The 24,980-nt window shown below is 53.4% G+C and carries 17 protein-coding genes; 4 read left to right on the forward strand and 13 right to left on the reverse strand.

Going from position 1 to position 24,980, the window contains the following annotated elements:
• Positions 1-226: 226 nt before the first annotated feature.
• Complete coding sequence (locus tag MKJ04_RS06070; protein ID WP_241640285.1) at positions 227-1,507, forward strand: erythromycin esterase family protein; 1,281 nt, start codon at positions 227-229, stop codon at positions 1,505-1,507.
• Here the strand turns inward: MKJ04_RS06070 and MKJ04_RS06075 are convergent.
• Positions 1,487-1,873, reverse strand: coding sequence for a hypothetical protein (locus MKJ04_RS06075; RefSeq protein ID WP_241640287.1), 387 nt, complete (start codon positions 1,871-1,873; stop codon positions 1,487-1,489). The genes MKJ04_RS06070 and MKJ04_RS06075 overlap by 21 nt on opposite strands.
• On the opposite strand from MKJ04_RS06075, the gene MKJ04_RS22940 reads away from it, so the two are divergent.
• The 3 genes from MKJ04_RS22940 (at position 1,829) to MKJ04_RS06085 (ending at position 7,087) form a co-directional block, all read left to right on the forward strand.
• A complete protein-coding gene (locus MKJ04_RS22940; RefSeq protein WP_410896810.1) occupies positions 1,829-1,918 on the forward strand; it encodes a transposase in 90 nt (29 codons plus the stop codon). The two genes, MKJ04_RS06075 and MKJ04_RS22940, sit on opposite strands and share 45 nt — an antisense overlap.
• 578 nt (positions 1,919-2,496) lie before the next feature.
• On the forward strand, positions 2,497-3,447 hold the full coding sequence (locus MKJ04_RS06080; protein ID WP_241640289.1) for a hypothetical protein: 951 nt from the start codon (positions 2,497-2,499) through the stop codon (positions 3,445-3,447).
• Between the two features lie 721 nt (positions 3,448-4,168).
• A complete protein-coding gene (locus MKJ04_RS06085) occupies positions 4,169-7,087 on the forward strand; it encodes a two-component regulator propeller domain-containing protein (protein ID WP_241640291.1) in 2,919 nt (972 codons plus the stop codon).
• Positions 7,088-7,255: 168 nt separating this feature from the next.
• Here MKJ04_RS06085 and MKJ04_RS06090 read toward each other — a convergent pair whose 3' ends face one another.
• From MKJ04_RS06090 to MKJ04_RS06145, 12 genes are all read right to left on the reverse strand, one after another.
• Positions 7,256-9,616 carry a glycoside hydrolase family 3 N-terminal domain-containing protein gene (locus MKJ04_RS06090; RefSeq protein ID WP_241640295.1) on the reverse strand — a complete coding sequence of 787 codons (2,361 nt, stop codon included), beginning with the start codon at positions 9,614-9,616 and terminating at the stop codon, positions 7,256-7,258.
• A 35-nt stretch (positions 9,617-9,651) separates the two neighbouring features.
• On the reverse strand, positions 9,652-10,518 hold the full coding sequence (locus tag MKJ04_RS06095) for a family 16 glycosylhydrolase (RefSeq protein WP_241640296.1): 867 nt from the start codon (positions 10,516-10,518) through the stop codon (positions 9,652-9,654).
• A 115-nt stretch (positions 10,519-10,633) separates the two neighbouring features.
• Positions 10,634-12,073: a PKD domain-containing protein gene (locus MKJ04_RS06100; protein ID WP_241640297.1), complete on the reverse strand. Its 1,440-nt coding sequence runs from the start codon at positions 12,071-12,073 to the stop codon at positions 10,634-10,636.
• 30 nt (positions 12,074-12,103) lie between these two features.
• A complete protein-coding gene (locus tag MKJ04_RS06105) occupies positions 12,104-13,612 on the reverse strand; it encodes a RagB/SusD family nutrient uptake outer membrane protein (RefSeq protein WP_241640298.1) in 1,509 nt (502 codons plus the stop codon).
• Between the two features lie 19 nt (positions 13,613-13,631).
• Entirely contained in the window at positions 13,632-16,793 is a 3,162-nt protein-coding gene (locus MKJ04_RS06110) for a SusC/RagA family TonB-linked outer membrane protein (protein WP_241640299.1), read from the reverse strand.
• Positions 16,794-17,339: 546 nt separating this feature from the next.
• Entirely contained in the window at positions 17,340-18,305 is a 966-nt protein-coding gene (locus MKJ04_RS06115) for a calcium/sodium antiporter (protein WP_241640306.1), read from the reverse strand.
• Positions 18,306-18,438: 133 nt separating this feature from the next.
• Complete coding sequence (locus MKJ04_RS06120) at positions 18,439-19,146, reverse strand: YebC/PmpR family DNA-binding transcriptional regulator (protein WP_241640308.1); 708 nt, start codon at positions 19,144-19,146, stop codon at positions 18,439-18,441.
• Between the two features lie 199 nt (positions 19,147-19,345).
• Complete coding sequence (locus MKJ04_RS06125; RefSeq protein WP_241640311.1) at positions 19,346-19,981, reverse strand: ATP-binding cassette domain-containing protein; 636 nt, start codon at positions 19,979-19,981, stop codon at positions 19,346-19,348.
• A complete protein-coding gene (gene lpxA, locus MKJ04_RS06130; protein ID WP_241640313.1) occupies positions 19,971-20,762 on the reverse strand; it encodes an acyl-ACP--UDP-N-acetylglucosamine O-acyltransferase in 792 nt (263 codons plus the stop codon). The genes MKJ04_RS06125 and lpxA overlap by 11 nt, the downstream gene beginning before the upstream one ends.
• Positions 20,759-22,153: a bifunctional UDP-3-O-[3-hydroxymyristoyl] N-acetylglucosamine deacetylase/3-hydroxyacyl-ACP dehydratase gene (locus MKJ04_RS06135; protein ID WP_241640321.1), complete on the reverse strand. Its 1,395-nt coding sequence runs from the start codon at positions 22,151-22,153 to the stop codon at positions 20,759-20,761. Before MKJ04_RS06135 ends, lpxA begins: the two co-directional genes overlap by 4 nt.
• A 182-nt stretch (positions 22,154-22,335) precedes the next feature.
• A complete protein-coding gene (gene lpxD / locus MKJ04_RS06140) occupies positions 22,336-23,364 on the reverse strand; it encodes a UDP-3-O-(3-hydroxymyristoyl)glucosamine N-acyltransferase (RefSeq protein WP_241640329.1) in 1,029 nt (342 codons plus the stop codon).
• Between the two features lie 179 nt (positions 23,365-23,543).
• The gene (locus MKJ04_RS06145; RefSeq protein WP_241640331.1) at positions 23,544-24,776 is read right to left on the reverse strand and encodes an HD domain-containing protein; all 1,233 of its coding nucleotides are present in this window, start codon (positions 24,774-24,776) and stop codon (positions 23,544-23,546) included.
• Between the last annotated feature and the right edge of the window lie 204 nt (positions 24,777-24,980).

A 24,980-nucleotide genomic window follows, 5' to 3' on the forward strand; every position in this document is an offset into this window, starting at 1 on the left:
TGATTAGTTGGTCGAATAACTATCTTAACCAAAGTGGGCACTTTTTTTATCCCTAATTACCTTTTAAAACAGCTTCTAAGCTAAAAAAGATACCCCAACTGGAGCCTCCGCTTTGCCTAAGCAGCATCGCGGGGGCTTTTTTATGATAACATAAAGTGCTCATTGAAAGTACACTACACCAAAGTTTTGGGGAGCGACTCCTGCGCGACATTTAGCGGATACAACTATGGAAGACAGACTTTTTAACTATACCCAGCTTAAGAAGGAGAAAGACCTGGACGTGTTGATGGAGGAGATCGGGGATGCCAGGGTGGTGATGCTTGGCGAGGCGACGCACGGCACTTCTGAATTTTATACCTGGCGCACCGCCATCTCGAAAAGGCTTATCCAGCAAAAAGGCTTTGGCTTTATAGCAGTGGAGGGAGACTGGCCGGAGTGCTACGCCGTGAACCGCCTGATAAAAGGCTATCAGGGAGAAAACAGCAAGATTGCCGATGTGCTGCAGGTGTACAAGCGCTGGCCCACCTGGATGTGGGCCAACTGGGAGGTGGCGGCCCTGATCGAGTGGATCCGCGAATACAATCATCTGAAAAGCGTGCAGGAGAAGGTGGGCTTTTACGGCCTGGATGTCTACAGCCTGTGGGAGTCGCTGGACCAGATCATGTCTTTTATGGAGAACAACAACGGGCAGGCGGCCGAGGCGGCCCGCATGGCCATCAGCTGCTTTGAGCCCTTTAACCGCGACCCGCAGGAGTATGCGCAGGCAACAGCCTTTGTGCCCACCGACTGCGAGCAGGAGGTAGTGGAGATGCTGCAGAAAGTGCAGGCCCAGCGCGTGTACCACGACGACTCGGAGCGGGAGTTTAACACGCATCAGAATGCCCTGGTGGCCGTGAATGCCGAGAGGTATTACCGGGCCATGATTCAGGGGGGGAGCAACTCCTGGAACGTGCGCGACAGCCACATGATGGAGACCCTGGATCGGCTGCTTGAGTTTCATGGGCCGGAGGCGAAGGCCATTGTGTGGGAGCACAACACGCACGTCGGAGACGCCAGCTATACCTCCATGGCCGACGACGGGATGTATAACATTGGCCAGCTGGCCCGCGAGCGGTATGGCCGGGACCAGGTGAAGCTTATCGGTTTTGGCACGTATCAGGGCACGGTGGTGGCGGGCAAGTCGTGGGGGGCGCCCATGCAAAAGATGGAGGTGCCGCCTGCCGTGGAGGGTAGTTGGGAAGACATGCTGCACCGTATGGATGACGAAGACAAGATCATCCTGGCGAAGGATTTACGCGATGTGCCTGCCCTGCAAAAGCCCATCGGGCACCGGGCCATCGGCGTGGTGTATGACCGGCGGTACGAAGCCTTCGGGAATTATGTGCCAACGCTTATACCGGATCGGTATGATGCTTTCCTCTACTTCGACGAGACGGAAGCCGTGCATCCGCTGCGCATGAAAACACGCAACGGCAAAGAGCCGGATTTATACCCCTGGAACTTCTAGCGCAGCGTCAAACCACCTCGTGCGGAACACGCGCGCCTTAAAAGCCTCATACTGCCGCTTGCCTTCGCGATGCGGTTGTTTTAGAGGGTAATTAGGAATAAAAAAGCGCCCTCCTTGTTTAAGATTGTTATTTGACCAACTAATCAAAATCTCGGTAAGCACCACGCAAGAGAAACAAAAAAGGAAAAGTTTTCTAAACGAGATCAGCCAAAACGGCTGGAAAAAGCTAAAACAAGCCGTGCCTGTTATCAGATCGGCAAACAAGGGCGCAGGCGTCCCGCAGCAAACACAAAAGAAGTCATAAACACGGTCTTTTACGTGGTGAAAAGTGGTTACATCTTGTCGCACAATTTTCCCTGCTGGCAAACTGTTTATGGCTATTTCAACCACTGGAGCAGGGACGGGGCCTAGGAGTCTCTATCAATTGATTTCTGATCAAGAAAATCCGAACTCAGGCCGTCCGTCGTGCTCGCCATATGGCTGGCATCGGGGCTACGACGCGGGAAAGCGGCTAAATAGCCACATGTACTTAATTATCACTTATATGCAAGGGATGTGCTGGCCGTCTGGGTATATACCGCTAGAGTGTTTGAGAAGAGGGGCAAGTCCCTGCTACGCTACCTGCGCCTCTTTGTTAAGAAGCTATGAGGCAGATGCTGGCAGGTGCTGCTGCGAAGCGACAGCAAGAAAGACTTTAAGGTAATGCCTAGGAGGTGGGTAGCGTAAAGGACATTTGCCTGGATGATACACGCAAGACGTCTGAGCAAAGGCTATGAGAAAAACAGAATAAACGCCCAAAGCATGCTCTAATTAACTATGATAGCAGTGAAGTTAAAAAGTTTTTTCAATAGGTTTTAAAGTAGCTTCTCAAATTTTTAAGCCAATTTATGTATCATAGCCCTATTAGTTTAAGAAATACTCACAAATAGGTATTGTTAGCTAAGTTATAACTTATCATCTTTATTTCGTACTAAAATAAAGACGATACTATGAAAGCAATTATATTCCTCTGCCTAATCTGCCTAGTTCCGGTTATAACTAATGCACAATTTTCTATACAATCTTATGTTCCAGATACAGTAAAAATAGAAGGACTCGCAGAAGTTTCATTTGTTGGAACCGGAGATATACAACTTGCCTTAAGTGAAGGTAAAGATATATCTGCAAGAACAGGGTTAGGAGGAACTTTATGGAGAATATGGCCAGATAATCTAGGCGGTGGGGAACTTCAACTCGATTTTATAATCAATGTAGCATCAACAGTAGATACATCTTTTGCTATAACTAGCAATAACGTCATAACAAATAATAGAACATTTGGAAATTACATTCTTGCTCCAGTGCCTTCAGGACGTGCAACTGATTTGAATTTTGTTTTTTACTTTAAAGAAAATTCCATTACCACTAGAGATGGAGAAAATTTGGGAGATAAGTTGAAAAATGTTTGGAAGAGGAGGTTATATATAGATGGCTTACAGATGAATGCTTTCGCTGCAAGTCAATTTTGGGCATACGATTCTACGTATTTAGGATCTAGCTCAGAAATATTATCAATTAAAAGGCATTTAGATGTCGCTGTAGTTGGTTGGAAAGCAGGTATATTTCATGAGTTTATTCCTCAATATGATAGGAGAAAAAGCGGAATTTCTGTTAGAGTTGGAGTAAGTTATATTGGTAGAAGCATTCAAAGTGATGCAGGAAACAAAAATGGAATTGGTCGTTTTACACGTGAGAAATATCTTCTTAATGACAGGACAACTTATCACGGGATAGAATACTCATTAACGGCAAAGTTCGGAAATATTAGAGCACAGGCAGTATTACCAAGAATGCAGGCATATAACAATCATGTTCCTGGCCTTTCAGGCACTCAGTTTATCACATCCATTAGCTTTGTCGGTGGATTTCCACTGCCCCTACGACTGAAGCCAACGCCATAGTAGCTCATTATCCAGTAATTAGCCCACTACCTAAATAATAATATCATAGAATTTTTCTAAAGACTGCCCTTCAAACCATGGATAAGTCTGATGATATCACCAAATACAATTGTATACTTGGGGGTACTATTATGTAACTAATCTATTATAGTACTCCCAAGTATCACTTATTTAAATTTTCTAAATTCTGATAGACTGTTATAAAACCTATACAAGCGGGAAAATTGGATTCTGGAAACTAATTAAACACTGTGGAAATGGCCTTTAGGACTATAGTCTATATTTCTAAAATAGCTCTTACAGAAGTTTTAAAACAGCTTCTAAATGTTTGCGCTGTTCCAGCCACGCTGTTTCATGTAAAGTTATCCCGCCATACCTGCTAACACAACCTGTACGCTCTTCCCCCTGAGTGCCAGCTCGGTGCGAGCATAGCCTGGGTTCAGGAGCCACAACTGTAGTTGCGCATCGCAGGCAGGCAACCATTTGCCTAAATTGTTGTGTTTAACCCATGAAGCGCTACTATGCGCAGGGCAGCTCGCTTGCGCGAAAATATTTTCGGCCCGGTATAAAGCAGGCTGCGCCGCGAAAACTACCATAATCGCATTATATTGGTTAGCTTTATCTTTGATTCAGGCATATGATTTCTTCGCTCAACCGAAAACATATGCTCACAATATGATCTAGCTAAAGAAGGGCAGGATTTTAAATGAAAAATTTAATCATGATACTCATGTGCATGCTGCTGGCATGTGCTGCTACCCTGGCACAGGGCAGAAACGAGGGCATCCCTTACATCACCAACTATACCCAAAAAGAATACAAATCCTCGCCGCAGAACTGGGCCGCGGTGCAGGACCACCGGGGTGTCCTTTACTTCGGGAATAACTTTGGGGTGCTGGAGTTTGACGGGAATCATTGGCGCACCATCAGCCTGGCCAACCGCACCATCGTGCGCTCGCTCGCGGTAGACAAAAAGGGCCGCGTGTATGTGGGCGGACAGGACGATTTTGGCTACTTGCAACCCGACGCGTCCGGGCGCATGTCGTATCAATCGCTCAAACCCCGGATCGAGAAAAAGTACCGCGATTTCGACGACATCTGGAAAATCTATATCTCCGAAGAAGATGTTTTCTTTTGTTCCGTGTTGGCCGTGTACCGTTTGCGCGACAATGAGATTACGGTATACGAGGCACCCGCCGCCCCCAGTGGTTTCCCTTTTGTAGTGCAGAAAAAACTGCTGGTGCCTGTGCCTGGCCAAGGGATTTACGAGCTCCGGAACGAGCGCTTTATGCTGATTCCGGGAAGTGAGGCGCTTGCCACAAAGGTTGTCGTGGCCATGCTGCCTTACAGCGGCGGCAAAACGTTGATCATGACGGAGGAGAACGGGGTTTACCTGTATGATGGCTACAGTAGCTTTGAGCCGGCGGGTTGGCCAACGGAAGACTTCCTGATCCGAAATAAAATCAATACGGCCATACCCCTGGGCGAGGAGTACGCCATCGGGACTTCGCACAACGGCCTCCTGATTGTTGATAAAGAAGGCAGGCCGCGCCAGCACCTGAACCGCGAGAAAGGGTTGCAAAACAGCACCGTCCGGAGTATCTACCAGGATCAGGGGGGGAACCTGTGGCTGGCGCTGAACAATGGCATCGACTACGTGGAGATAAACTCGGCATTCACGCTTTTCAACGCCAAGAACGGCCTGCCTGGCACAGGATACGCCTCGCTGCTGGACGGGGACATCCTTTACCTGGGCACGAACGACGGCCTGTTTTATAAACCGTGGTCGGATGCCGAGAATCCGCTGAACCCCTCTTCTTTCCGGCAGGTCGAAAACTCCCAGGGGCAGGTATACAACCTGCAGAAAATCAACGGGCAGCTGCTGATGTCGCACCACAGCGGGCCTTATACCATTGAAAATAACAAGGCCCGGAAACTGTCTGACCATCGCGGGGCCTGGATCTTTGTGCCTCTGGCATCGCGGCCAGACTACGTGTTGTGCGGCACCTATTCGGGTTTGCTGCTTTATAAAGTTGTGGATGGGCGGCTCATCTTTCAGCACAGAATGAGCGGTTTCGACGAATCATCCAGGATAGTGGAGGAGGACAAGGAGGGCCATATATGGGTGGCGCACGGGTATAAAGGGGTGTATAAACTCAAGCTTTCCGCCAATCTTGACACAGTGGAGCAGTTGCGTTTTTATGACCAGCGCGCGGGGTTTCCGTCTAACCTGTTCATCAACGTGTTTAAGGTAGACGGCGAGCTGGTTTTTACCGGGGAGCAGGGGGTATACCGGTATGATCAGGGCAAGGACCGCTTTGTGAGGCACGAGGAGCTGAGCAAGTTTTTTGCTGAGGGCACGCACGTCAGAAAGCTGATTGAAGACAGAGAGGGCAATGTCTGGTTTTCGGCCGGAGAAGAAATGGGCGTGCTCAAGAAGCGAAGCAACGGCAGCTATGAGGTCGAGAAAATACCGTTTAACAAGCTGGAGGGCAAGCTGATTGGAGGCTTTGAGCACATTATGCACTACAACCAGCAGAATGTGCTGATCGGCACCGACGAGGGCTTCGTGCATTTCCATCCGTCGTACCTGCAGGCCAAAAACTTTAACAGGAGCTTCCATACCCTGCTCCGCCGCGTCGAAATAACGGCCCAGGCCCAGGACTCCCTGCTCTCCGGCGGAACCTTTGCCCGCGAGGGGGAAGCCGTGCTCGATCAGTCAGAAAGCGAGGTGCCAGCGCTGCCCTATACCCTTAACTCCCTGAAGTTTACCTTTTCGGCCATCTTTTACGAAGACATCGACAAGGTGCAATACCAATACAACCTGGAGGGGTTTGAGACGAAGTGGTCGCCGTGGACGGCCTCCCTGCAGAAGGAATACACCAACCTGCCCGAGGGGCGCTATACCTTTCACGTAAGGGCGAAAAACGTGTATGGGAATGAGAGCGAAGAGGCCACGTATACCTTTGTCATAGTGCCGCCCTGGTACCGCTCGGTGTGGGCGTATATCGGTTACTTCGTGCTGGGCATGCTGCTGCTGCTGCTGCTAAAGCACCTGATGGACCGGCACATAAACGCCACAGAGGCAAGGCTGCAGGAAGAGAAAGAAAAGGAGATTAAGCTGAAAGAGGCGCAGCATATGGAGGAGGTGCTGCAGGCTGAGAAAGAGATCATCAGGCTGAACAACGAGAAACTGGAGAGTGAGCTGGTGCACAAGAACAAGGAACTGACCAGCTCCGCCGTGCACGTGATGCAAAACATGGAGGCCGTGCACAAGGTGAGAGACCAGCTGCAGGAGACGATCGATCAGATCAGCTGCAAGGACACGCAGAAGCAGGTGAAGAAGCTGCTGAAGTCGGTGGACGAGGAAATCAAGTTTGAGAACAACTGGGAGCAGTTTGAGTTGCATTTCGACCAGGTGCACCAGGATTTCCTGAAGCGCCTTCGGGAGGACTACCCGGAGCTAACGCACCGTGACCTGAAGCTGTGCGCTTACCTGCGGCTGAACCTAACCAGCAAAGAGATTGCCTCGCTGCTCAAGCTGTCGTTGCGGGGTATAGAAACGAGCAGGTACCGCATCCGGAAAAAAATAAACCTGAGCCAGGAGGAAAACCTGACAGAGTTTATGCTCAACTACTGAGGCGTTAAACAAGGAGAGGCAGGCCATACAGCCTGCCTCTCTCTTTTAGGGTTAGGGTAATAGTATAGGGGTGCTTCAGGCTACCGGCAGCAAATGGCTTCTGCTCGGGGTGTTTAGCCGCACTTGCTCGGATAGGGTAGACTGAGTGTTGGAATTCAAGAGCATCGGTTACAGCGTATTGGTTTCGGTGAGATTGAATTTCTGCGTTTGGTCTGCTATCTGTACCTCAAAGGCACCTGCCTCCACCAGCCTTTTGCCATCCCGGGCGGTATAAGCCAGATCATCGGGCGTAAGCGTGAACGACACCGTTCGGGTTTCGCCAGGCTTCAGCGTGATTTTCTCGAACCGGCGCAGGCGACGCACATCCGGGGTGATGCCGCTGGCATATAGGTCGGAGGTGAACAGCTGGATCGTCTCTTTGCCTTCCCGCTGGCCGGTGTTCTGCACGGTTACGCTTACCGTCAGTTTCTCGTTGGGGCCAATCTCGGGCTTGCTCAGCTTCAGGCCGCTGTATTTAAACGTGGTATAGCTCAGGCCATGGCCGAACTCATACTGTGGGCTGTAATCGGCCTCGTAGTTATAAACGCCGGCTGCCTTGCCCTGCTCCGCGGCGGGCTTGTGAATATAGGGCACAATTGCGTTGGGGTAGCGCGGGTAGTTGTAAGGCAGCTTGCCGGAAGGGTTCACGTCGCCGAACAACACGTCGGCCAGCGCGTTTCCACCGAAGTTGCCCGGCTGGTAAATCTGCACAATGGCCTGGGCATTTGGCTCGATGCGGCTGATGATGCGCGGGCGGCCCTCGTTGAGCACCAGCACCACAGGCTTCCCGGTGGCAAGCAGTTTGGTGGTAAGCTCAGTCTGCAGGTCAGAGAGGTATAAGTCGTTGAGGTTGCCGGGGGTTTCTGTGGAGGTGTTCTCTCCGATACACAGAATCACGACATCCACGTTTTGGGCCGCCGCTAATGCTTCTGCCATCTGATCTGCAGTCTCTTCGTAGTATTTGCCCTCCATCTTATAGCTCACGCCCGGCACATAGGTCACGTTTTGGTTGCCGACTTCCTGCTGCACCGCCTCCAGAATGGTGTTATACCTGGCGGCAAACGCGTCCGTTTTTTCACCTTGCCAGGAGTAGGTCCAGGCTCCGTTGAGGGTGCGCATGTTGTTGGCATTTGGGCCTGTTACCAGTACCTTTGCCGTTTTCTTCAGCGGAAGCACGCCATTCTGGTTCTTGAGGAGGGTAATCGATTCGGCTGCCATCTGGTATGCGGCGTCTTCAAACTCCTTGCTGCCAAACTTAGGGTAGTCTTTGGGGTTGGTGGTGGGCCGCTCAAACAGGTTGAGGGCGTACTTCACACGCAGGACACGGCGCACCGCGTCATTTATCCGCTCTTCCTTTACTTTACCCTCTTTCACCAGCTCCACCAGTCCATCGCAGAAAGGCTCATACTGGTATGGGATCATCGACATATCGATACCGGCGTTAATGGCCAGCATGATGGCTTCCTTCATGTCGCTGGCCACGCGGTCGCGGTTATGGAGGTACTCAATATCACCCCAGTCCGTTACCACAAGGCCTTTAAAGCCCAGTTCTTCCTTCAGCAACTTAGTCAGGATGTCGTGGTTGGAATGCACCGGAACGCCGTTCACGATACCGGAGTTGATCATGATGGTATGCGCGCCTGCGTCTATGGCCGCCTTGAAAGACGGCAGGTGATACTCGCGCAGCTCCACGTCGGAGATGGTGGTTGGGGTGCGGTCCTTGCCGGAGGTCGGAACCTGGTATCCCAGGAAGTGCTTCATGCAGGAGGCCACATGCTCGGGGTGCCCGATGTTGTTGTGCACGCCTTCGTAGCCGTCGATCATCTGCACGCCCAGTTCTGTCGTTAAGTAAGGGTCTTCGCCAAAGGACTCGAACTGGCGCGGAAACCGGGGATCTGGTGCCAGGTCCAGCACCGGGGAGAAGTTCCAGGGTATGGAACTGGCGCGGGTCTCGTACGCCGTGATCTCAGCGCCGCGCTTCACCAGCGCACGGTTGCGGCTGGCAGCCTGGTTTATCTGCTGCGGAAACATGGTGGCCCCCACGGTATAGGTCGCCCCGTGAATCTCATCCACCCCGTATATGACAGGTATACCCAGGCGGGTGTCTTTCATGGCTACCTGCTGTATCTCGCTGATAAGGCTATACCACTTTTGTGGCGTGAGGGCAGTGTTGTTGGCGGTATTCAGCACAGAGCCGATTTTATAGTCAACCAGTGCCCTTTTCAGGGCCTCTTTGTCCAGTTGCAGGGGCTCGAAGCTCGTGTAACGGTTCTCGCCCTTGCCCACCACGTCCAAGGTAATCTGCGCCATCTGGCCCACTTTCTCCTCCAGCGTCATTTTCTGCAGAAGCGCTTCTACCTTTTTGTTTAATTCGGCCTCGTTGTAGGGGGCCTCTGCTTTGACGGTGCCTGTTTTTGATTTTTGTGCCTGCACATTGGAGAAGCACGTGAGGGCGATACAGGCTGCCCAGGCTATAGTTCTTATTCTCATTTTTATTGGTTCTGGTTAATATCTGTGCGGTATCGCTACTCAATCATTTTGTACACGCGCACATAGTCTATTTGCATGCTTTGCGGGAACACGTTCGGATCCACGCCTTCTGCGCCTCCCCAGTTGCCGCCAACCGCAATGTTGAGTAGCAGGTGGAAGCGCTTGTTGAACGGCCAGGAGGCATAGCCCTTTCCGTCGTTGATGAACTCAAACACCTGCTGGTCGTCTATGGAGCCTCTCACCGCGTATGGGGTCCAGTCGACGCGGTAGAGGTGGAACTCGGTGCTGGCCGTGGGAATTACTTTGCTGTTTCCCTTTTGGGTGTTTTTGCTGTGGTTATAGGCTTCGGTATGCACGGTGATGTGGACCTTGTTCTGGTCGTAGCCCACGTGCTCCATGATGTCAATCTCGCCAGATTTGGGCCAGTCGCCGTATGCCCAATCGGTAGGCAGCATCCAGATGGCGGGCCAGGTGCCCCGGCCGGTGGGCAGTTTGGCTTTGATCTCAAACCTGCCATACAAAAAGTCGCCTTTGCCCTTGGTCACCAGCCTGGCCGAGGAGTACGCGTTGCCGTTCGTGTTCTCTTTTCGGGCCGTGATGACCAGTGTCCCGTCCGCCACGCTCGCATTGTCCGGGCTATTGGAGTAGTACTGCAGTTCGTTGTTGCCCCAGCCCGTTCCGCCGATATCATACCCCCATTTTTCAGGGTCGGGTGCGCCCGTGTAACTGAATTCATCGGCCCAGATGGGCGTGCTCTCAAATTTCCAGTTCTGGTCTGTGGGGGCCTGGGGTTTGGTGATGATGGGCATCGGCGTTTCGCTTTGTGAGCAGGAGCTGCAGACAGACAAGGCAAAAATCGCCGCCAGCGAGGCAAGGGGTTTTGTGATACTGATGAAAAGCATAAGAAAGGACGTTTAGCGCAGGTGAAACGCCTGTTCCACTGCATGTTTTGAATACTCAGATAAAGCGCGTGCTCTTAAAAAAAGCCAGGGCACAACACCCTGGCTTCCCAAACAGCTATTTCACAAGTTCGATGTCGTCGAGGAAGAAGATACCCGGAATGAAGTTGCCCTCGCCTCCTATCTGGATTACGATCCGGTCGAGGTCTTTCCGGTTCACCACATCGGCGGCTCCGAAGTCAAAGGTCAGTTCCACCCATTTGTCGAGCTCATTCACCTGCTGCTTCACTTCCACCTGGTTTGTCCAGGGCTGTGCAGAGGAGGCGTCCTGCAGCTTGACAGACACTTGCTTCAGCAGGTTCTTGTTCGCCCAGTCTTCGCCGGCTGCCGTCGTAAAGTCGTTGTAGCTGGGTATAAATACCTTGAGCTTGATCACGTGGCGCTCGCGCAGGTCCAGCTTGTGGGCGAACTCGGTGTACATGTTGGCGAACTCAAAGGCCTGGCCTTCCTGCTTGATGTACATCGCCACCTTGGCCGACTGGTTGACCGGGATGGGAGCGGGGTTGTCGTAGCTTTCGTTCAGGGTCAGGTTATCCCGCTTCCACACCACATTCCCGTCGGTGTCAAACGTGTCGTAGATATCCGTGCTCTTGTATGGTTTTTCAACTACCGGACGGCTATACCCCTTCGGCACCAGGCGCAACCACCAGCCGTTCGCCGCGTTTGCAGCGTCAGCACCCTTCAGGTACAGCTCGTTCTCTGTCAGTTTTAGGATCTCGTAGCGCGACACGCCCGTGTAATATCCAACAAACCCTTGCTTGGACAGGGAAAGGTATTTCTTGCCGTTCTCTTCCACGATGCTCCAGGTCATGTCGGTAGGAGGGGTATAGGACAAGGTAAAGTCATCGCCCTGTTTGGTGCCACCTAAGCCCGCGGCGTTCGCCCCGTTCACAAACGTGTTTCCGTTGTTCTTATAGGTATAGGCAAAGCCGTTCAGGTTGAAAACCATCTCGTCATCGTACAAGCCCTCGCCGGCCTTGTCGTTTGGCGCGGCCGACCACCACTCCGGCGTTGCGGCGCCGATAGGTCCCACACCCATATGGCCTGCCTCGTCTTTCTCGATCACCCATGTTTTGCCGGTCGCGTTGCTGGCACCGCCCGTCAGGAAGTTATAGTCTTCCCGGTCCAGCATCGAAAAGTTGGTGTTGTCTATGTGGATGGTTTTGGTGTTGGAGGTATAGCCCCCGCTGGTAAACACGGTCAGCTTCACGGTGTAGTCGCCTTCAACGGCAAAGGCTCCTTCCGCAGTCTGCCCTTCTGCTGTAGACCCGTTCCCGAAGTCCCAGATTGCCTTAAAAGCGCCGGGAGTCTCGTTATTGAAAGTGATGATGTTCGGGTTGTCCGTATTTGGGGTTGCCGAGAACGCCACCATCTCTGCGGTAGGGGCGGGGGCCAGCTCCGCGTCTGATTCGTCCGGCGAGCAGGCTGTGAACATACTTGTCAGCAGCGCCACAGCCAGCAGGGAATAAACTCTGGATATAGATGTCTTATACTTCATGGTTATTTCTTTAAGAGGATTGCCTAATGGTTAGCGGTACTCGGGGTTTTGCTCCAGCTTGGTGTTGTTCAGCTCCGACTGCGGGATTGGCAGCACTTCGTGCTTGCCGGCTTTAAACCCGAATGGGGCAAGCACGGTGGCGGCTCTGCCGGTGCGCACCAGGTCATACCAGCGGTGACCTTCTGTGGCTAGTTCCAGGCGGCGCTCGGTGTACACGTTTTCCAGTGTGGCGGCTACGGGGGCAAGGCCTACGCGGGCGCGCACGGCGTTGAGCAAGGCAGCCGCCCTGTTCAGGTCACCGCCGCCCTGGATCAGGGCCTCGGCCTCCATCAGGTAGGTGTCTGCCAGGCGAATCTCGATGTAGTCGTTCGGCCAGTTGAGCAGGGGCTCGCCTCCTCCTGTGCTTTTCCAGTCAGCCTTCGGCGCAAACTTCTCTACAAAATAGCCGGTGTTCTGATAGCCTTTCTCGTAGGTAGCCGCTCCCGCGTTCTCCAGGCTGTCCAGGTTCGCGACGGTGTATTTATACCGTGGGTCGCCTTTCAGGGCATTTACCAGGTCCAGCGTCAGCGGGTTGAAGCCCCAGCCTGCCACATAGGTGGCGCCTGAGTAGCCTCTCGGGCCCATCATGGTAACGGCCACGTTGCCCTCCACATTCGGGAAACTGCCCCAATGGCCATTCGCCACTGACGTATGCACAATCTCAAAGATAGACTCGCTGTTGAACTTGTTTGCCGGGCTGAAGATGGCTCCGAAATTGTCCAGCAGTTTATACCCATACTGGCTCGATCCGCCCGGCGTGCCGTTCACGTCTGCCAGTTGCGCGGCCGCCGCGCTCCACTCTTTCTGGAACAGGTGTACTTTCCCCAGAAGCGCCTTGGCGGCTCCTTGCGTCGCGCGGCCGCCTTCGCTGGCTGCAGATACCGTTTGCGGCAAGCCCGGGATCGCCTCAGTCAGGTCTTTCTCAATCTGGGCGTATACCTCCTCGGGGCTCGCCTGCGTCACGCTGTAAATTGCCTCCGTAGAGAGCGAGCTCGTGATGAGAGGCACGTTTCTGAAGAGGCGAACCAGGTCAAAGTAGTAGTAGGCGCGCAGGAACTTCGCTTCGGCCATATACCGGGCTTGCGTCGCGTTGTCGAGGCCGGGGATGCCTGCCTGCACTTTCTCCAGGATCGTGTTGGCCCTGGACACACCCGTGAAGTTCCGGTTCCAGTATTCGCTCTGAGGCCCAATGGCAGGGTCCAGGGTATAGTTGTTCCATACCTGCCAGGTGTTCATGTCAGAAGAGCCGCCGCCACCGGCGTAGGCATCGTCTGAGGCGGCATTGATGCCCGCAATGTTATGGAACGTGCCGCCGGCCTCCCAGCCCAAAGGGTCGTAGGCGGCCACCATACCGGCAAAAGCCTCCTGTGGGTTGCTGTAGTAATTCGATTCCAGCACGGTGCCCCGAGGGTCTACCTCCAGAAAATCCTTCTCGCAGGCACTCAGCGCCGGTAAGCCCAGCGCCATGATCGCAGCGTATTTTATATAGCTCTTTTTCATCTTGTCTCTGTTTGTCTAATTAAAATCCAATGTTTACGCCAACCATGAAGGAGCGGGCCTGCGGATAGAATGCCCGGTCGATACCGAAAATGTTTCCGCCGATCTCCGGGTCATACCCGCTGTATTTTGTGAAGGTCAGCAGATTGTTGCTGCTCACGTACACGCGGGCTTTCTGCATCGCCAGCTTAGAGGATAGCGTGCCTGGCAGCGTGTAGCCAACCTGCAGCGTCTTGATGCGGAAGTAGTCACCATCTTCCAGGAAGAAGTCAGAAGGGTAAGTGAAGTTGCGGTTCGTGTCTTCGGTTGTCAGCCTCGGGTAGTCGTTAGAAGTACCCTCGCCAGTCCAGCGGCCAAGGGCGGATTGCTGCCAGTTAGCCGTGGGGATGTCGAGGCGGCGCAGGCCCTGGAAGATCTGGTTGCCAGCCACACCCTGCCCGAAGATCATCAGGTCAAAGTTCTTGTAGGCGGCATTCAGCGTGAGGCCATACGTCCAGTCGGGGAGTGGCTTGCCGATAAAGGTGCGGTCATCTGCGTTGATCTGGCCGTCACCGTTCAGGTCTGCCCAACGGAAGTCGCCTGGCTGGGCGTTTGGCTGGATAGCCTCGCCATTAGCACCTTTGTAGTTAGCTACCTCTGCCTCGTTCTGGAAGATGCCCATCGTGCGGAAGCCGTAGAAAGCGCCGTATGACTGGCCAACGGCCACGCGCGTAAGTGGGTAAGCAATGTTCTGGATGCTTTCGCCGCCCTCCAGAAAGTCTTTGCCATCGCCTAAAAAGGTGATCTCGTTTTGCAGGTAAGACACATTGCCGTTTATACCGAAGCTAACATCCCCAATTGTCTTGCGGTAGCCCAGTTCAAGCTCCACGCCACGGTTCTCCATGTCGGCCACGTTGCCCCACGGTCTGCCGGTGGCCCCCACGTAGCCTGGCAGGTCAATCTGCTGCAGGATGCCCGTGGTTTTCTTGTTATACCAGTCGAAGGTCAGGTTCCAGTCGTTGAAGAGGGTTGTCTCGAAGCCAACGTTTGTCTGGGTGGTTTCTTCCCAGCGCAGGTCTGGGTTTGCAGGCGCGTCGGGGCTGTATCCAATCAGGTAGTTGTCGTTCCCGAAGGTATAGTTTCGGTTGGCGCCCACAGTGGAGATGTAGCGGAAATTACCCAGAGCATCGTTACCAACCACTCCGTAGGAGCCGCGCACTTTCAGGAAGTTCACTGCTTCGTTGGTCGGCCAGAAGTCTTCTCTGGAAGCCACCCAGCCGATAGAGGCCGAAGGGAAGTAGCCATACTTGTTGTTGGTGCCGAACCGGGAAGAGCCGTCGCGGCGGATGATACCCGTGAACAGGTATTTCTCGTCGTAGTTGTACACCACGCGCCCGAATAGGGAGCTTACGGTATGCTCAATTCCCTCATAGGCGTCGGCGGTTCTGCTTGCGGTTGGCACTTTCAGGTTAAAGGATGCCTCATCGAACGAATTAGCCGGGATGTTGGAGAAAGAGATAAACATGCCGCTGGTATTGCCGTCTTTGTAGGCTCCCTGGCCTGCCAGCACCGTGAAGTTATGCTTCTGGATAGTGCGGGTATAAGAGAGGATGTTCTCGATGTTGTAGTCAAAGGCCTTGCTTCGGTCGCGGTTAAAAGCCGTTTGCTGGCTTATGGAAGAGGCATTGAGGTAATAGATCGGCCGGAAGCTCTCGCCTCCCCAGTAGGCAAGCTTGGTGCCTACCGTAGATCTGAGTTTCAGGCCCTCGATCGGCTCCAGTTCCGCGAAAACGTTCCCCACAATGTTGTCAGACCAGCCGTAGTTTCCGAGCTGCGTCTGCACATAGGCCAGGGGGTTGGTCATTTCCTGCTGCACGGTCGTGGAAATCCCGTAAGGGTAGCCCTGCGGGTTGCGCAGTGTCGGCTGCGCGTTATAAATGCTGTTCGGGTCGTTGAGGATGGCCTCATCCGTGATCAGCGCTGGCGTGGTAGGGTCCAGGTTGATCGCGGAGCTAAGCGGCCCACCGAACTCTGTGTTCGGGTTCAGGCTGCCCTGGCTTTTGATGTGCGAGTAACCCAGGTTCTGACCAACCGTCAGCCATTTTGCTACTTTATGGGTAGAGTTCAGGCGGATGTTGTGGCGCTTGTAGTTCGAGATCTCGCTGGTCACGATGCCTTCCTGATCCAGGTAGCCATAGGAGCTGAAGAACGTGGACTTTTCGTTGCCACCGCTGATGCTGAACTCATGGTTTTGGATGCGGGCATTGTCGTTAAAGACATACTCCTGCCAGTCAGTGCCTTCACCGAGTGCGCGCGGGTTTTCATACACGATGTTTCCGCCGCCAGCAACAGAAGCCTCGTTACGCAGCGTGGCATATTCCATGGCATTCAGCATATCCAGCTTTCGCGCCGGACCCTGCACACCGTAGTAGCCGTTGTAGTTCACGCTCATTACGCCAGCCTTTCCGCGCTTGGTCGAAACCAGTATAACGCCGTTTGCGGCTCGGGCACCATAAATAGCGGCAGAGGCAGCATCTTTCAACACCTCAATCGACGCGATATCGGCCTGGTTCAGGTAGTCGATGCCACCATTCACCACCACACCGTCCACTACATAAAGTGGGTCATTGCTGTTAAGCGTGGTTATACCCCTTACCCGTACCGTAGCGGCTGATCCCGGTGCTCCTGAGTTAGAGGCAACTGTAACGCCTGTGGTACGGCCCTGCAAAGCCTGCTCCACCCGCGTGATTTGCTGGTTCTCCAGGTCAGAGGCCTTCACACTGCTGATCGCTCCCGTCACAACGCTTTTCTTCTGGGTACCATACCCTACCACCACCACTTCATCCAGGGTTTTGGTGTCGGGCTTCAGCGAGATGTTTAGGGTAGCGCGGTTATTAATCGGCACCTCCTGCGCAAGGTACCCGATGAAGGAGAACACCAGTGTGCCGTTGCCCTCCGGCACGGGCAGCGAAAAGTTTCCAGCTATATCTGTGGTGGTTCCTTTAGTCGTGCCTTTCAGCACCACCGTTACCCCCGGTAACTCAGCCCCATTCTCGTCTGTTACTTTACCTGTTATAGTGGCCGCTTGCGCGGTCTGTACGCGCAGTGGCCGTAGCGTACTGTAACCGCCCGCAACCGCGCCTGTGTGCAGGCAGGCAGTTAGGGTAATGCAGCCCAATGCTGTGTAAAAATGTTTTCTCATCATGGCGTTTTGGTTAGGTAATCTTTTGGTGTGACTTGAAGCGAAACGTGATTAGTCAATTACTTTTAAGGGCGAGGTCTCCCGCTTGCCATGTATAAAAATGAATTGATTCTAGCTGACAAATGGGTGGTGGTTTCCCGAAAAAGTAATTCTTCAATATTAGGCAGCGTTGCACGGCTCACAAAAGAAGTACCTACAGCATGACTACTTAGGGGCTACGTCATGACTACTTCAGCAGGAAAGAATACAGCTATAATGGGCTGGTAATCAGTTTTATATACTGATATAGGTGTAATGAGGCAGCTTCGGGGGTATGGATGCCAGGCCTAGCTGCAGAGCGAGAAGGGAAGTGGTGAGTAGGCGCTGAATTGAGGATAAAAATGATGTTAGGACATGGGCGTCCAGGCGTAACCCCTACCAAACCAGCAACATTATACCCATCAAACTGAAGCATCACCCCTGTCTATAGAGGTGTGTAGTTGGTCGCCGTTGTGCATTTGCACGGCGGTAAAAAGCAAAGCTGTAAACTATTTTGATATATCCTGAAGCTTATCCGCGCACCACCAGATAGCCGATGTAGCTGAAGTAGATCAGCAGGAAGAAGACGCCTTTCCAGCGGTCGATGGTGTTTTTGCGGGGGAGGGGCATCGCCAAAATGAGGAGCGTGCTGGCGAAGATCATCATCACGATGTCGGAGTTGCTCACCACATCAAACGGAAGCGGGCGGATCAGGGCGCTGACACCCAGAATCCAGAGGAGGTTGAAGATGTTGGAGCCCACCACATTGCCCACCGCAATGTCGATGTTGCGGCGGAATGCGGCCGTGGCAGAGGTGACCAGCTCGGGGAGCGACGTGCCAATAGCTACAACGGTAAGGCCGATGAACGACTCACTCATGCCAAATGACTGCGCAATGTGTACCGCCCCATCCACTACCCATTTGCCCCCCAGGAACAGGCCGCCCGCGCCCAGCACAATCATCAGCACCGATTTTCTGATGGGCATCACGGGTTCATCGGACTGCTGCGCCAGCACTTCTTCTTTGTTGGTTTTCGCGATATGGTAAATGTAGACCATAAACAAGACGAAGAAGAACAGGAGCACGATTCCATCCACGCGGCTGATGTATAGCTCGGTGCGGTTATAGAGCAGGGTGGCGTTGGCCAGAAAGCCCACCAGCAGCGTAGCGATGAGTGAGAAGGGAAGCTCGTTCAGGATGGTGTTCTTGTTGATCGGCAGCGGGCAGATAATGGCAGTTACCCCCAAAATGAGCAGCAGGTTGGCCACATTGCTGCCGAACACGTTGCCGATGGCCAGCTCAGACTGTCCCTGCAGGCTCGACAGCACGTTGATGATCAGTTCGGGCAGCGAGGTGCCAAACGACACCACCGTGAGCCCCACCACCATGTCTGACAGGCCAAAGCTCCTGGCCACAGACGAGGCCCCGGCCACAAGCACATCCGCGCCCTTGATGAGCAAGACAAATCCGATAGCGAAGAGGAAGTATAGCAGCATGGCTGGCGAGGTATGGTATGTCCGGCTTTGTCAGAAGTAATACGACCGGATGCGATGGAGAATGCTTAAAAAAAGATGGCTGCCCCTATAGCCTGAAGCCATGGGCAGCCATCGGTATAACTTATGCGGCAGCCTACGCCATGTTGTGGTATACGGCTTGCACATCGTCGTCTTCCTCGAAGCGCTCGATCAGGCCCAGCACTTCTTCTTCCTGCTCTTCTGTCAGCTCGGTTCGGGTGGTCGGGATGCGCTGCACATCGGCACTAATCACCTCCAGGCCTTTTTCCTCCAGCCCCTTCTGCATGTTGCCAAACTCCGTGAAAGGCGTCTCGATGATGATTTCCTCCTCGTGCTCATAGATCTCCTCGGCGCCAAAGTCGATCAGCTCCAGCTCCAGTTCCTCCAGGTTCACGCCTTCGGCGGCTATTTTAAAGATACCCTTACGGTCGAACATGAAATCCAGGGAGCCGGTTTTGCCCAGGGAGCCTCCGCCTTTGGAGAAATGCATGCGCACGTTGGCTACGGTGCGGTTCAGGTTGTCTGTGGCGCACTCAATCACCACCGCAATGCCGTGGGGGGCATACCCTTCGTATACAATCTCCTCGTAATCTTTCTCTTCTTTGGATGAAGCCCGCTTGATGGCCGCCTCAATGCGGTCTTTCGGCATGTTCACGCCCTTCGCGTTTTGGATCGCGGTGCGCAAACGTGAGTTGGTGTCTGGGCTGGGTCCGCTTTCTTTCACCGCCATCACAATCTCTTTGCCGAGGCGCGTGAAAGCCTTCGACATTTTGTCCCAACGCTTGAACTTGCGGGCCTTTCTGAATTCAAATGCTCTTCCCATGGTATGAGTTACGTGTTGTTATACAAAGTTAGGCAGCTTCCCTGAAAATTGGTAGTTTTTTGATCGTTGGATTGCCCAAATGCTTGCTGAGGTATATGGCGCTAACTTTTGAAAGGGTATAAGATGCTATTGGTTTGATATCGAAATGTATTTGAAAGTTTCATCAGAGGCCATCTCAGCAGTCAATAATGAGCACCCACTACCGCCTGACGGGCTGCGGATGAAAGTCTGAGATGCGCAGTTGCTGCTCGCAAAAACCATATTCGTGCAGTATGTTGGAGCCCACGATGATGAGGCGGTCTGCCTGGTTTAGGGCCACATGCTCCTGATACCAGGCCACACCGTCCTGATCGAGGTTGGTGGTAGGCTCATCAAGCAGCAACAGCGCCGTGTCTGAGTAGATGGCCAGCCCGAGCTTTAGCCGCTGCTTCATACCGGAGGAAAAATCCTTCACAAACTTATTGCTGGATTTCTGCAGGCCCATACGGTCGATCAGGGCGGTATGGGAGAGGCCCTGTCGCAACGGTTTGAAGCGGGTATGGAAGGCAATGAGCTCCGTGAGGGTGAAGTCCTCGACGAGCTCCAGGTAGGGTGCCGTAAGCGAGAGGTGGCGGTATACCTCGTCAGGGGCTATTGTTTGCCCGCCAGCCGTGTAGGCTATTTCGCCCTCGCTGTGCAGGTTGTGCCCGGCAATTATCGTGAGAAGTGTGGATTTTCCGGAGCCGTTGTGCCCCAGTATGGCATAAGATGAGCCTGAGTCGAAGGTATAAGACAGGCCCCGGAAAATCCACTCGTAGTTGTAGCGTTTACCTAAATTGCTTAGGCTAATTTGCATCTTTTGTGAAATAGCTCTTGATGATACCGCGGCCGGAGTTGCGCACAAAATTCAGGATCTCGTCGCGCTCTTTGCTTGGTGCCAGCTCTATCTCGATTTTATCAAGGGCCTCGGTATAGTTCAGCCCGCTCATGAAGATCAGGCGGTATACATGCTGAATGTCGTTTATCTGCTCGCTGGTAAAGCCCCTGCGGCGCAGCCCGATAGAGTTGATGCCGGCATAGGTAAGCGGCTCGCGGGCAGCTTTTACGTAGGGCGGCACGTCCTTGCGGATCAAAGAGCCACCCGACACCATGGCGTGCGCCCCGATCCTGACGAACTGGTGCGCTGCGCTGGAACCGCCGATGATGGCGTATTCGCCCATCTCCACGTGCCCGCCCAACTGCACAGCGTTTACCAGGATGCAGTTGTTGCCAATGATGCAGTCGTGCGCAATGTGGGCATACGACATCACGAGGCAATTGCTCCCGATCACGGTTTTCATCTTGTCGATCGTGCCGCGGCTCACGGTCACGCACTCCCGGATTACGGTATTGTCGCCAATGACGGCAATGGTGTCTTCGCCGGCAAACTTCAGGTCCTGCGGCACAGAGGAAATAACGGCCCCCGGGAAAATCTTGCAGTTCTTACCGATGCGGGCCCCCTCCATGATGGTCACGTTGGGTCCGATCCAGGTGCCCTCGCCAATCTCCACGTTTTTGTAGATCGTGGAAAAGGGCTCCACCACCACGTTCTGCGCGATCTTAGCCTCTGGGTGTATATATGCTAATGGCTGGTTCATGCGTCTTTTTTTACTATGCTTGCCGACATTTCAGCTTCCATCACCAGTTGTCCCGCTACAAAAGCCTGACCGCTCATTTTGGCAATTCCGCGCTTTATAGGCGCCAGCAACTCACATTTAAAAATGATTGTGTCTCCGGGGATGACCTTGCGCTTGAAGCGGCACTTGTCTATCCCCAGGAAGTAAGTCCAGTAGTCCTCCGGATTTTCTACCGTGCTCAGCACAAGAATCCCGCCAGTCTGGGCCATGGCCTCTATCTGAATCACGCCGGGCAACACCGGGTTACCCGGGAAGTGCCCCTGAAAGAACGGTTCATTCAAGGTTATATTTTTCACACCTGTAACAGTCGTCTCATCCAGGTGGATTATCTTGTCGATCAGCAGAAAAGGATAGCGGTGTGGCAGGGTAGCGGCAATCTGGTTGATGTCCATCACCGGCTTCTTCTTCGGGTCGTAGGTAGGCACGTTTTTAATGCTGGCGTCCCGGATCATCTTTTTCACCTTCTTGGCGAAAGCCACATTGGCCGCGTGGCCAGGGCGGGCCGCCAGGATCTGGCCTTTAATTGGCCTGCCGATCAGGGCCAGGTCGCCCATCAGGTCCAGCAACTTGTGGCGGGCAGGCTCATTTCTGAAGCGCAGGTCGGTGTTGTTCAGCACCCCCTCCGCTTTTACCTGTACCTTCGGCTTCTTGAGCAGGTCCGACAGGTAGGCCAGTTCCTCCTCCTTCACCACGCGGTCCACGATCACGATGGCATTGTCCAGGTCGCCGCCCTTGATCAGATTTTGCTTGTAAAGCGCCTCCAGCTCGTGCAGGAACACAAACGTGCGGCACGGGGCGATTTCGCCCTCAAACTGCTCCATGTTGGTGATAGACGCGTGCTGGCTTCCCAGCACAGGCGAGTTGTAATCCACCATGGCGGTCAGGCGGTAGTCGTCCAGGGGCAGGGCCACGATCTCCACGCCCCGGCTCTCATCCTTGTAGGTGATGCCCGAGGTGATTTCGAAGTAGTTGCGCAGCGCGTTCTGCTCTTCCAGCCCCACGCTTTGCAGCGCCTTCACAAACTCAATGGAAGACCCGTCCATGATGGGAGGCTCCGGGCCGTCCAGCTCGATTAGCACATTGTCCAGCTGGAGGCCGACCAGCGCGGCCAGGGTATGCTCCACGGTGTTCACGCGCGCGCCGTTCTGCTCAATGGTGGTTCCCCGCGACAGGTCTACCACATTGTCCACATCGGCGGCGACAATGGGTTGGCCAGGCAGGTCAATGCGCTGAAACTTAAAGCCATGGTTCACAGGGGCAGGCCTGAAGGTCATGTTTGACACTACACCTGTATGCAACCCAATGCCCGATATGGTTACCGGTGCTTTTATGGTATGCTGTTTATCGTTCATGCACGTATCTTAGTCGTGTAAAGTGCTTGCTGCGGAATAACAAGAGCGGCAGCAAAATGCTGCCGTCATTTATAATAAAGCAGGGAAGGGGTATGAAACCCTTTGCCGTTGCAAACTTAAGATTTTATATAAGCTATTGCCACTTTTTATTCGGAAAGTAGCGCCTGTGTAGGACGGGGTGTTCAGTCCTCGCTTTTTGCTTTGAGGAGCTCGACCTCACGCTGCAGCTCCGGCAATTTGCGGAATACCGTCATGGCACGCAGGTTTTGCTTGTAGTCGAAGGCAGGGGAGCCCTGAATGATGGTGCCTGTCTCCTTCACCGATTTCGAAACGCCCGACTGCGCCCCCACTGTGGTTTTGTTGGCGATGGAAATATGCCCCACTATACCCACCTGGCCCGCGATCACGCAGTTGTCGCCAATTTTGGTGGACCCGGAGATGCCTGTCTGGGAGGCGATCACCGTGTTCTGGCCCACTTCCACATTGTGCGCAATCTGCACCAGGTTGTCTATCTTGGTGCCTTTCCGGATGCGGGTGGCGCCCATGGTCGCACAGTCTATCGTGGCGTTGGCACCGATAGACACCTCGTCTTCCAGCACCACGTTTCCGATCTGCGGGATGGCTTTGTAGGTGCCGTCAGGCTGCGGCGCGAAACCAAAGCCATCGCTGCCCAGCACCGCTCCCGCGTGAATGGTGCAGTTGCTTCCTACCTCCGTGTTGGTATACAGCTTTGCCCCCGCAAAAATAGTCGTGTTGTCGCCTATCCGCACATTGTCGCCGATGTATACCTGCGGGAAGATGCGCACATTCTGGCCGATCCGGCAGTTGTTGCCGATATAGGAAAAGGCGCCCCGGTAGTGGTTCTCGCCAATCTGGCTCTCCGCGCCCATGTGGCAGGGTTCCTCCACGCCTGTTTTGGAGGCAAGCAGCGCTGTGTGGTAGTAGTGCAACAGGGTAGAAAAGCTGGAATAGGGGTCGGACACGCGTATGAGCGCCGCGGAAACAGGTTTCTTCACTTCCAGTTTGTCCGATACAATCACTGCGCTGCCCTGCGTAGAATACAAGAAAGGCTCATACTTGGGGTTCGAGAGGAAAGCAAGCGCGCCTGCCTGGGCCTCTTCTATCTTTGCTAAGGTGCTGACCTTTATCTGGTTGTCTCCTTCCACCGTGCCCTGCAGCAGGTCAGCTATCTGTTGAACAGTAAATTCCATGTTGTAAAATTAGGGCAAAAACTCAAAAACGCTACTGCTTAGGGAGTGCAAATTTGCAAAAAGCGGAATCGGGTTTAACAGCAAGACCCCATTTAGCTATATAGGGTTGCACAGGCACACAGTCCGTGGCTATACACGTTAACATAATTTGGTATGGTGGGTATGGAAAGGGGTTTTCCTTACAGCACCGCCACCTCCTTGGGGTAGCACACGTAGTACTTTTCCACTTTATTGCTGAGGGCACGGATATTTGGCAAGTCCGACGCTTCGGCCACATCCATCACATAGCCCGATTTCGTCAGCATGTCGATGGCCTGGCCCTCGCTGTCATAGGCGTTGTTGCCGATTTTGCCGGAGATCATCAGGTACTTCACTTCTTCCTCGCTGATGCCAAATTTCTCCTGCACCAGTTCGCTGATGCCCAGCAGCATCTCTGCCTCAATAGGTTTGGTGGAAATGATGACTTTGAAAAGCCGCCGGTTCAGGATGCTGGTTGCCAGGAAGGACAGCACTTTGTCTGGGTGGGCGGCCCACATTTTTATACCTCCCCATACATCATGGTCGTCCAAGCTGACGAAGCGCTCCAGAATCGTGTTGTCGGTCTTAAAGTCCTGCATGGTGAGGTCGGAGGCGAGGAAAAACCGGAGACAGGGGCTGGCTGGCACCTCCACGCCCTGTTGCAGCAGTTCGCGGGCACGCTGCACCACGCGCAGCACCATGTTCTCGGCACTGATCACAGTTTTGTGCAGGTATACCTGCCAGTACATCAGGCGGCGGCTCACCAAAAAGTTCTCGATGCTGTAAATGCCCTTTTCCTCCACCACCAGCTTGTCGTTGGCTACGTCCAGCATTTTGATGATGCGGTCGGCGCCAATCTTGCCCTCGTATACCCCTGTATAAAAGCTGTCGCGGTTCAGGTAATCCAGGCGGTCCACGTCCAGCTGGCTCGACACCAGTTGGTGGAAAAACCGCCGCTCGTAGGTGTCGGTGAATATAGCGATGGCCAGGCGCAGTTTCCCGCCAAAAGCCTCGTCAAGCAGGTGCATAATATGCAGCGAGAGGTCCTCGTGGTGGGCGTTTTTGAAAATGGCCGTCTCCAGCGCATGCGAAAATGGGCCGTGCCCGATGTCGTGCAACAGGATGGCAATCAGCGACGCCTCGAATTCTTTGTCGTTTATTTCGTTATTTTTACTTTTCAGTGTGAGAAGCGCCGTGTTCATGAGGTGCATGGCACCCAGGGCATGGTGAAAACGCGTGTGGAGCGCCCCCGGGTATACCATCTCCGTAAGCCCTAGCTGCTTGATGCGGCGCAGGCGCTGAAAGTAGGGGTGGTTGATGATATCGAAGATCAGGTCGGAGGGCACGGTAATAAAACCGTAGACGGGGTCGTTGAGTATTTTCTTTTTATTCACTGAAAGTAGGATTGATTGTTGGTTGCTAATGGTTGATTGTTGCCAACATACCAGAAGGAGCTGTTATTTGCTGTTTTCTACTGCAACTTATACAAGGAACGTCTTTGCGTTACCCTTTTTCCCGTAAATGATAAATATACATTTGTAACAATCCAATTATCAAACCATAGCGCGTTTAACAACTAACAAACTAACAATTAGCAA

Source organism: Pontibacter sp. E15-1 (assembly GCF_022601975.1).
Lineage (GTDB): Bacteria > Bacteroidota > Bacteroidia > Cytophagales > Hymenobacteraceae > Pontibacter.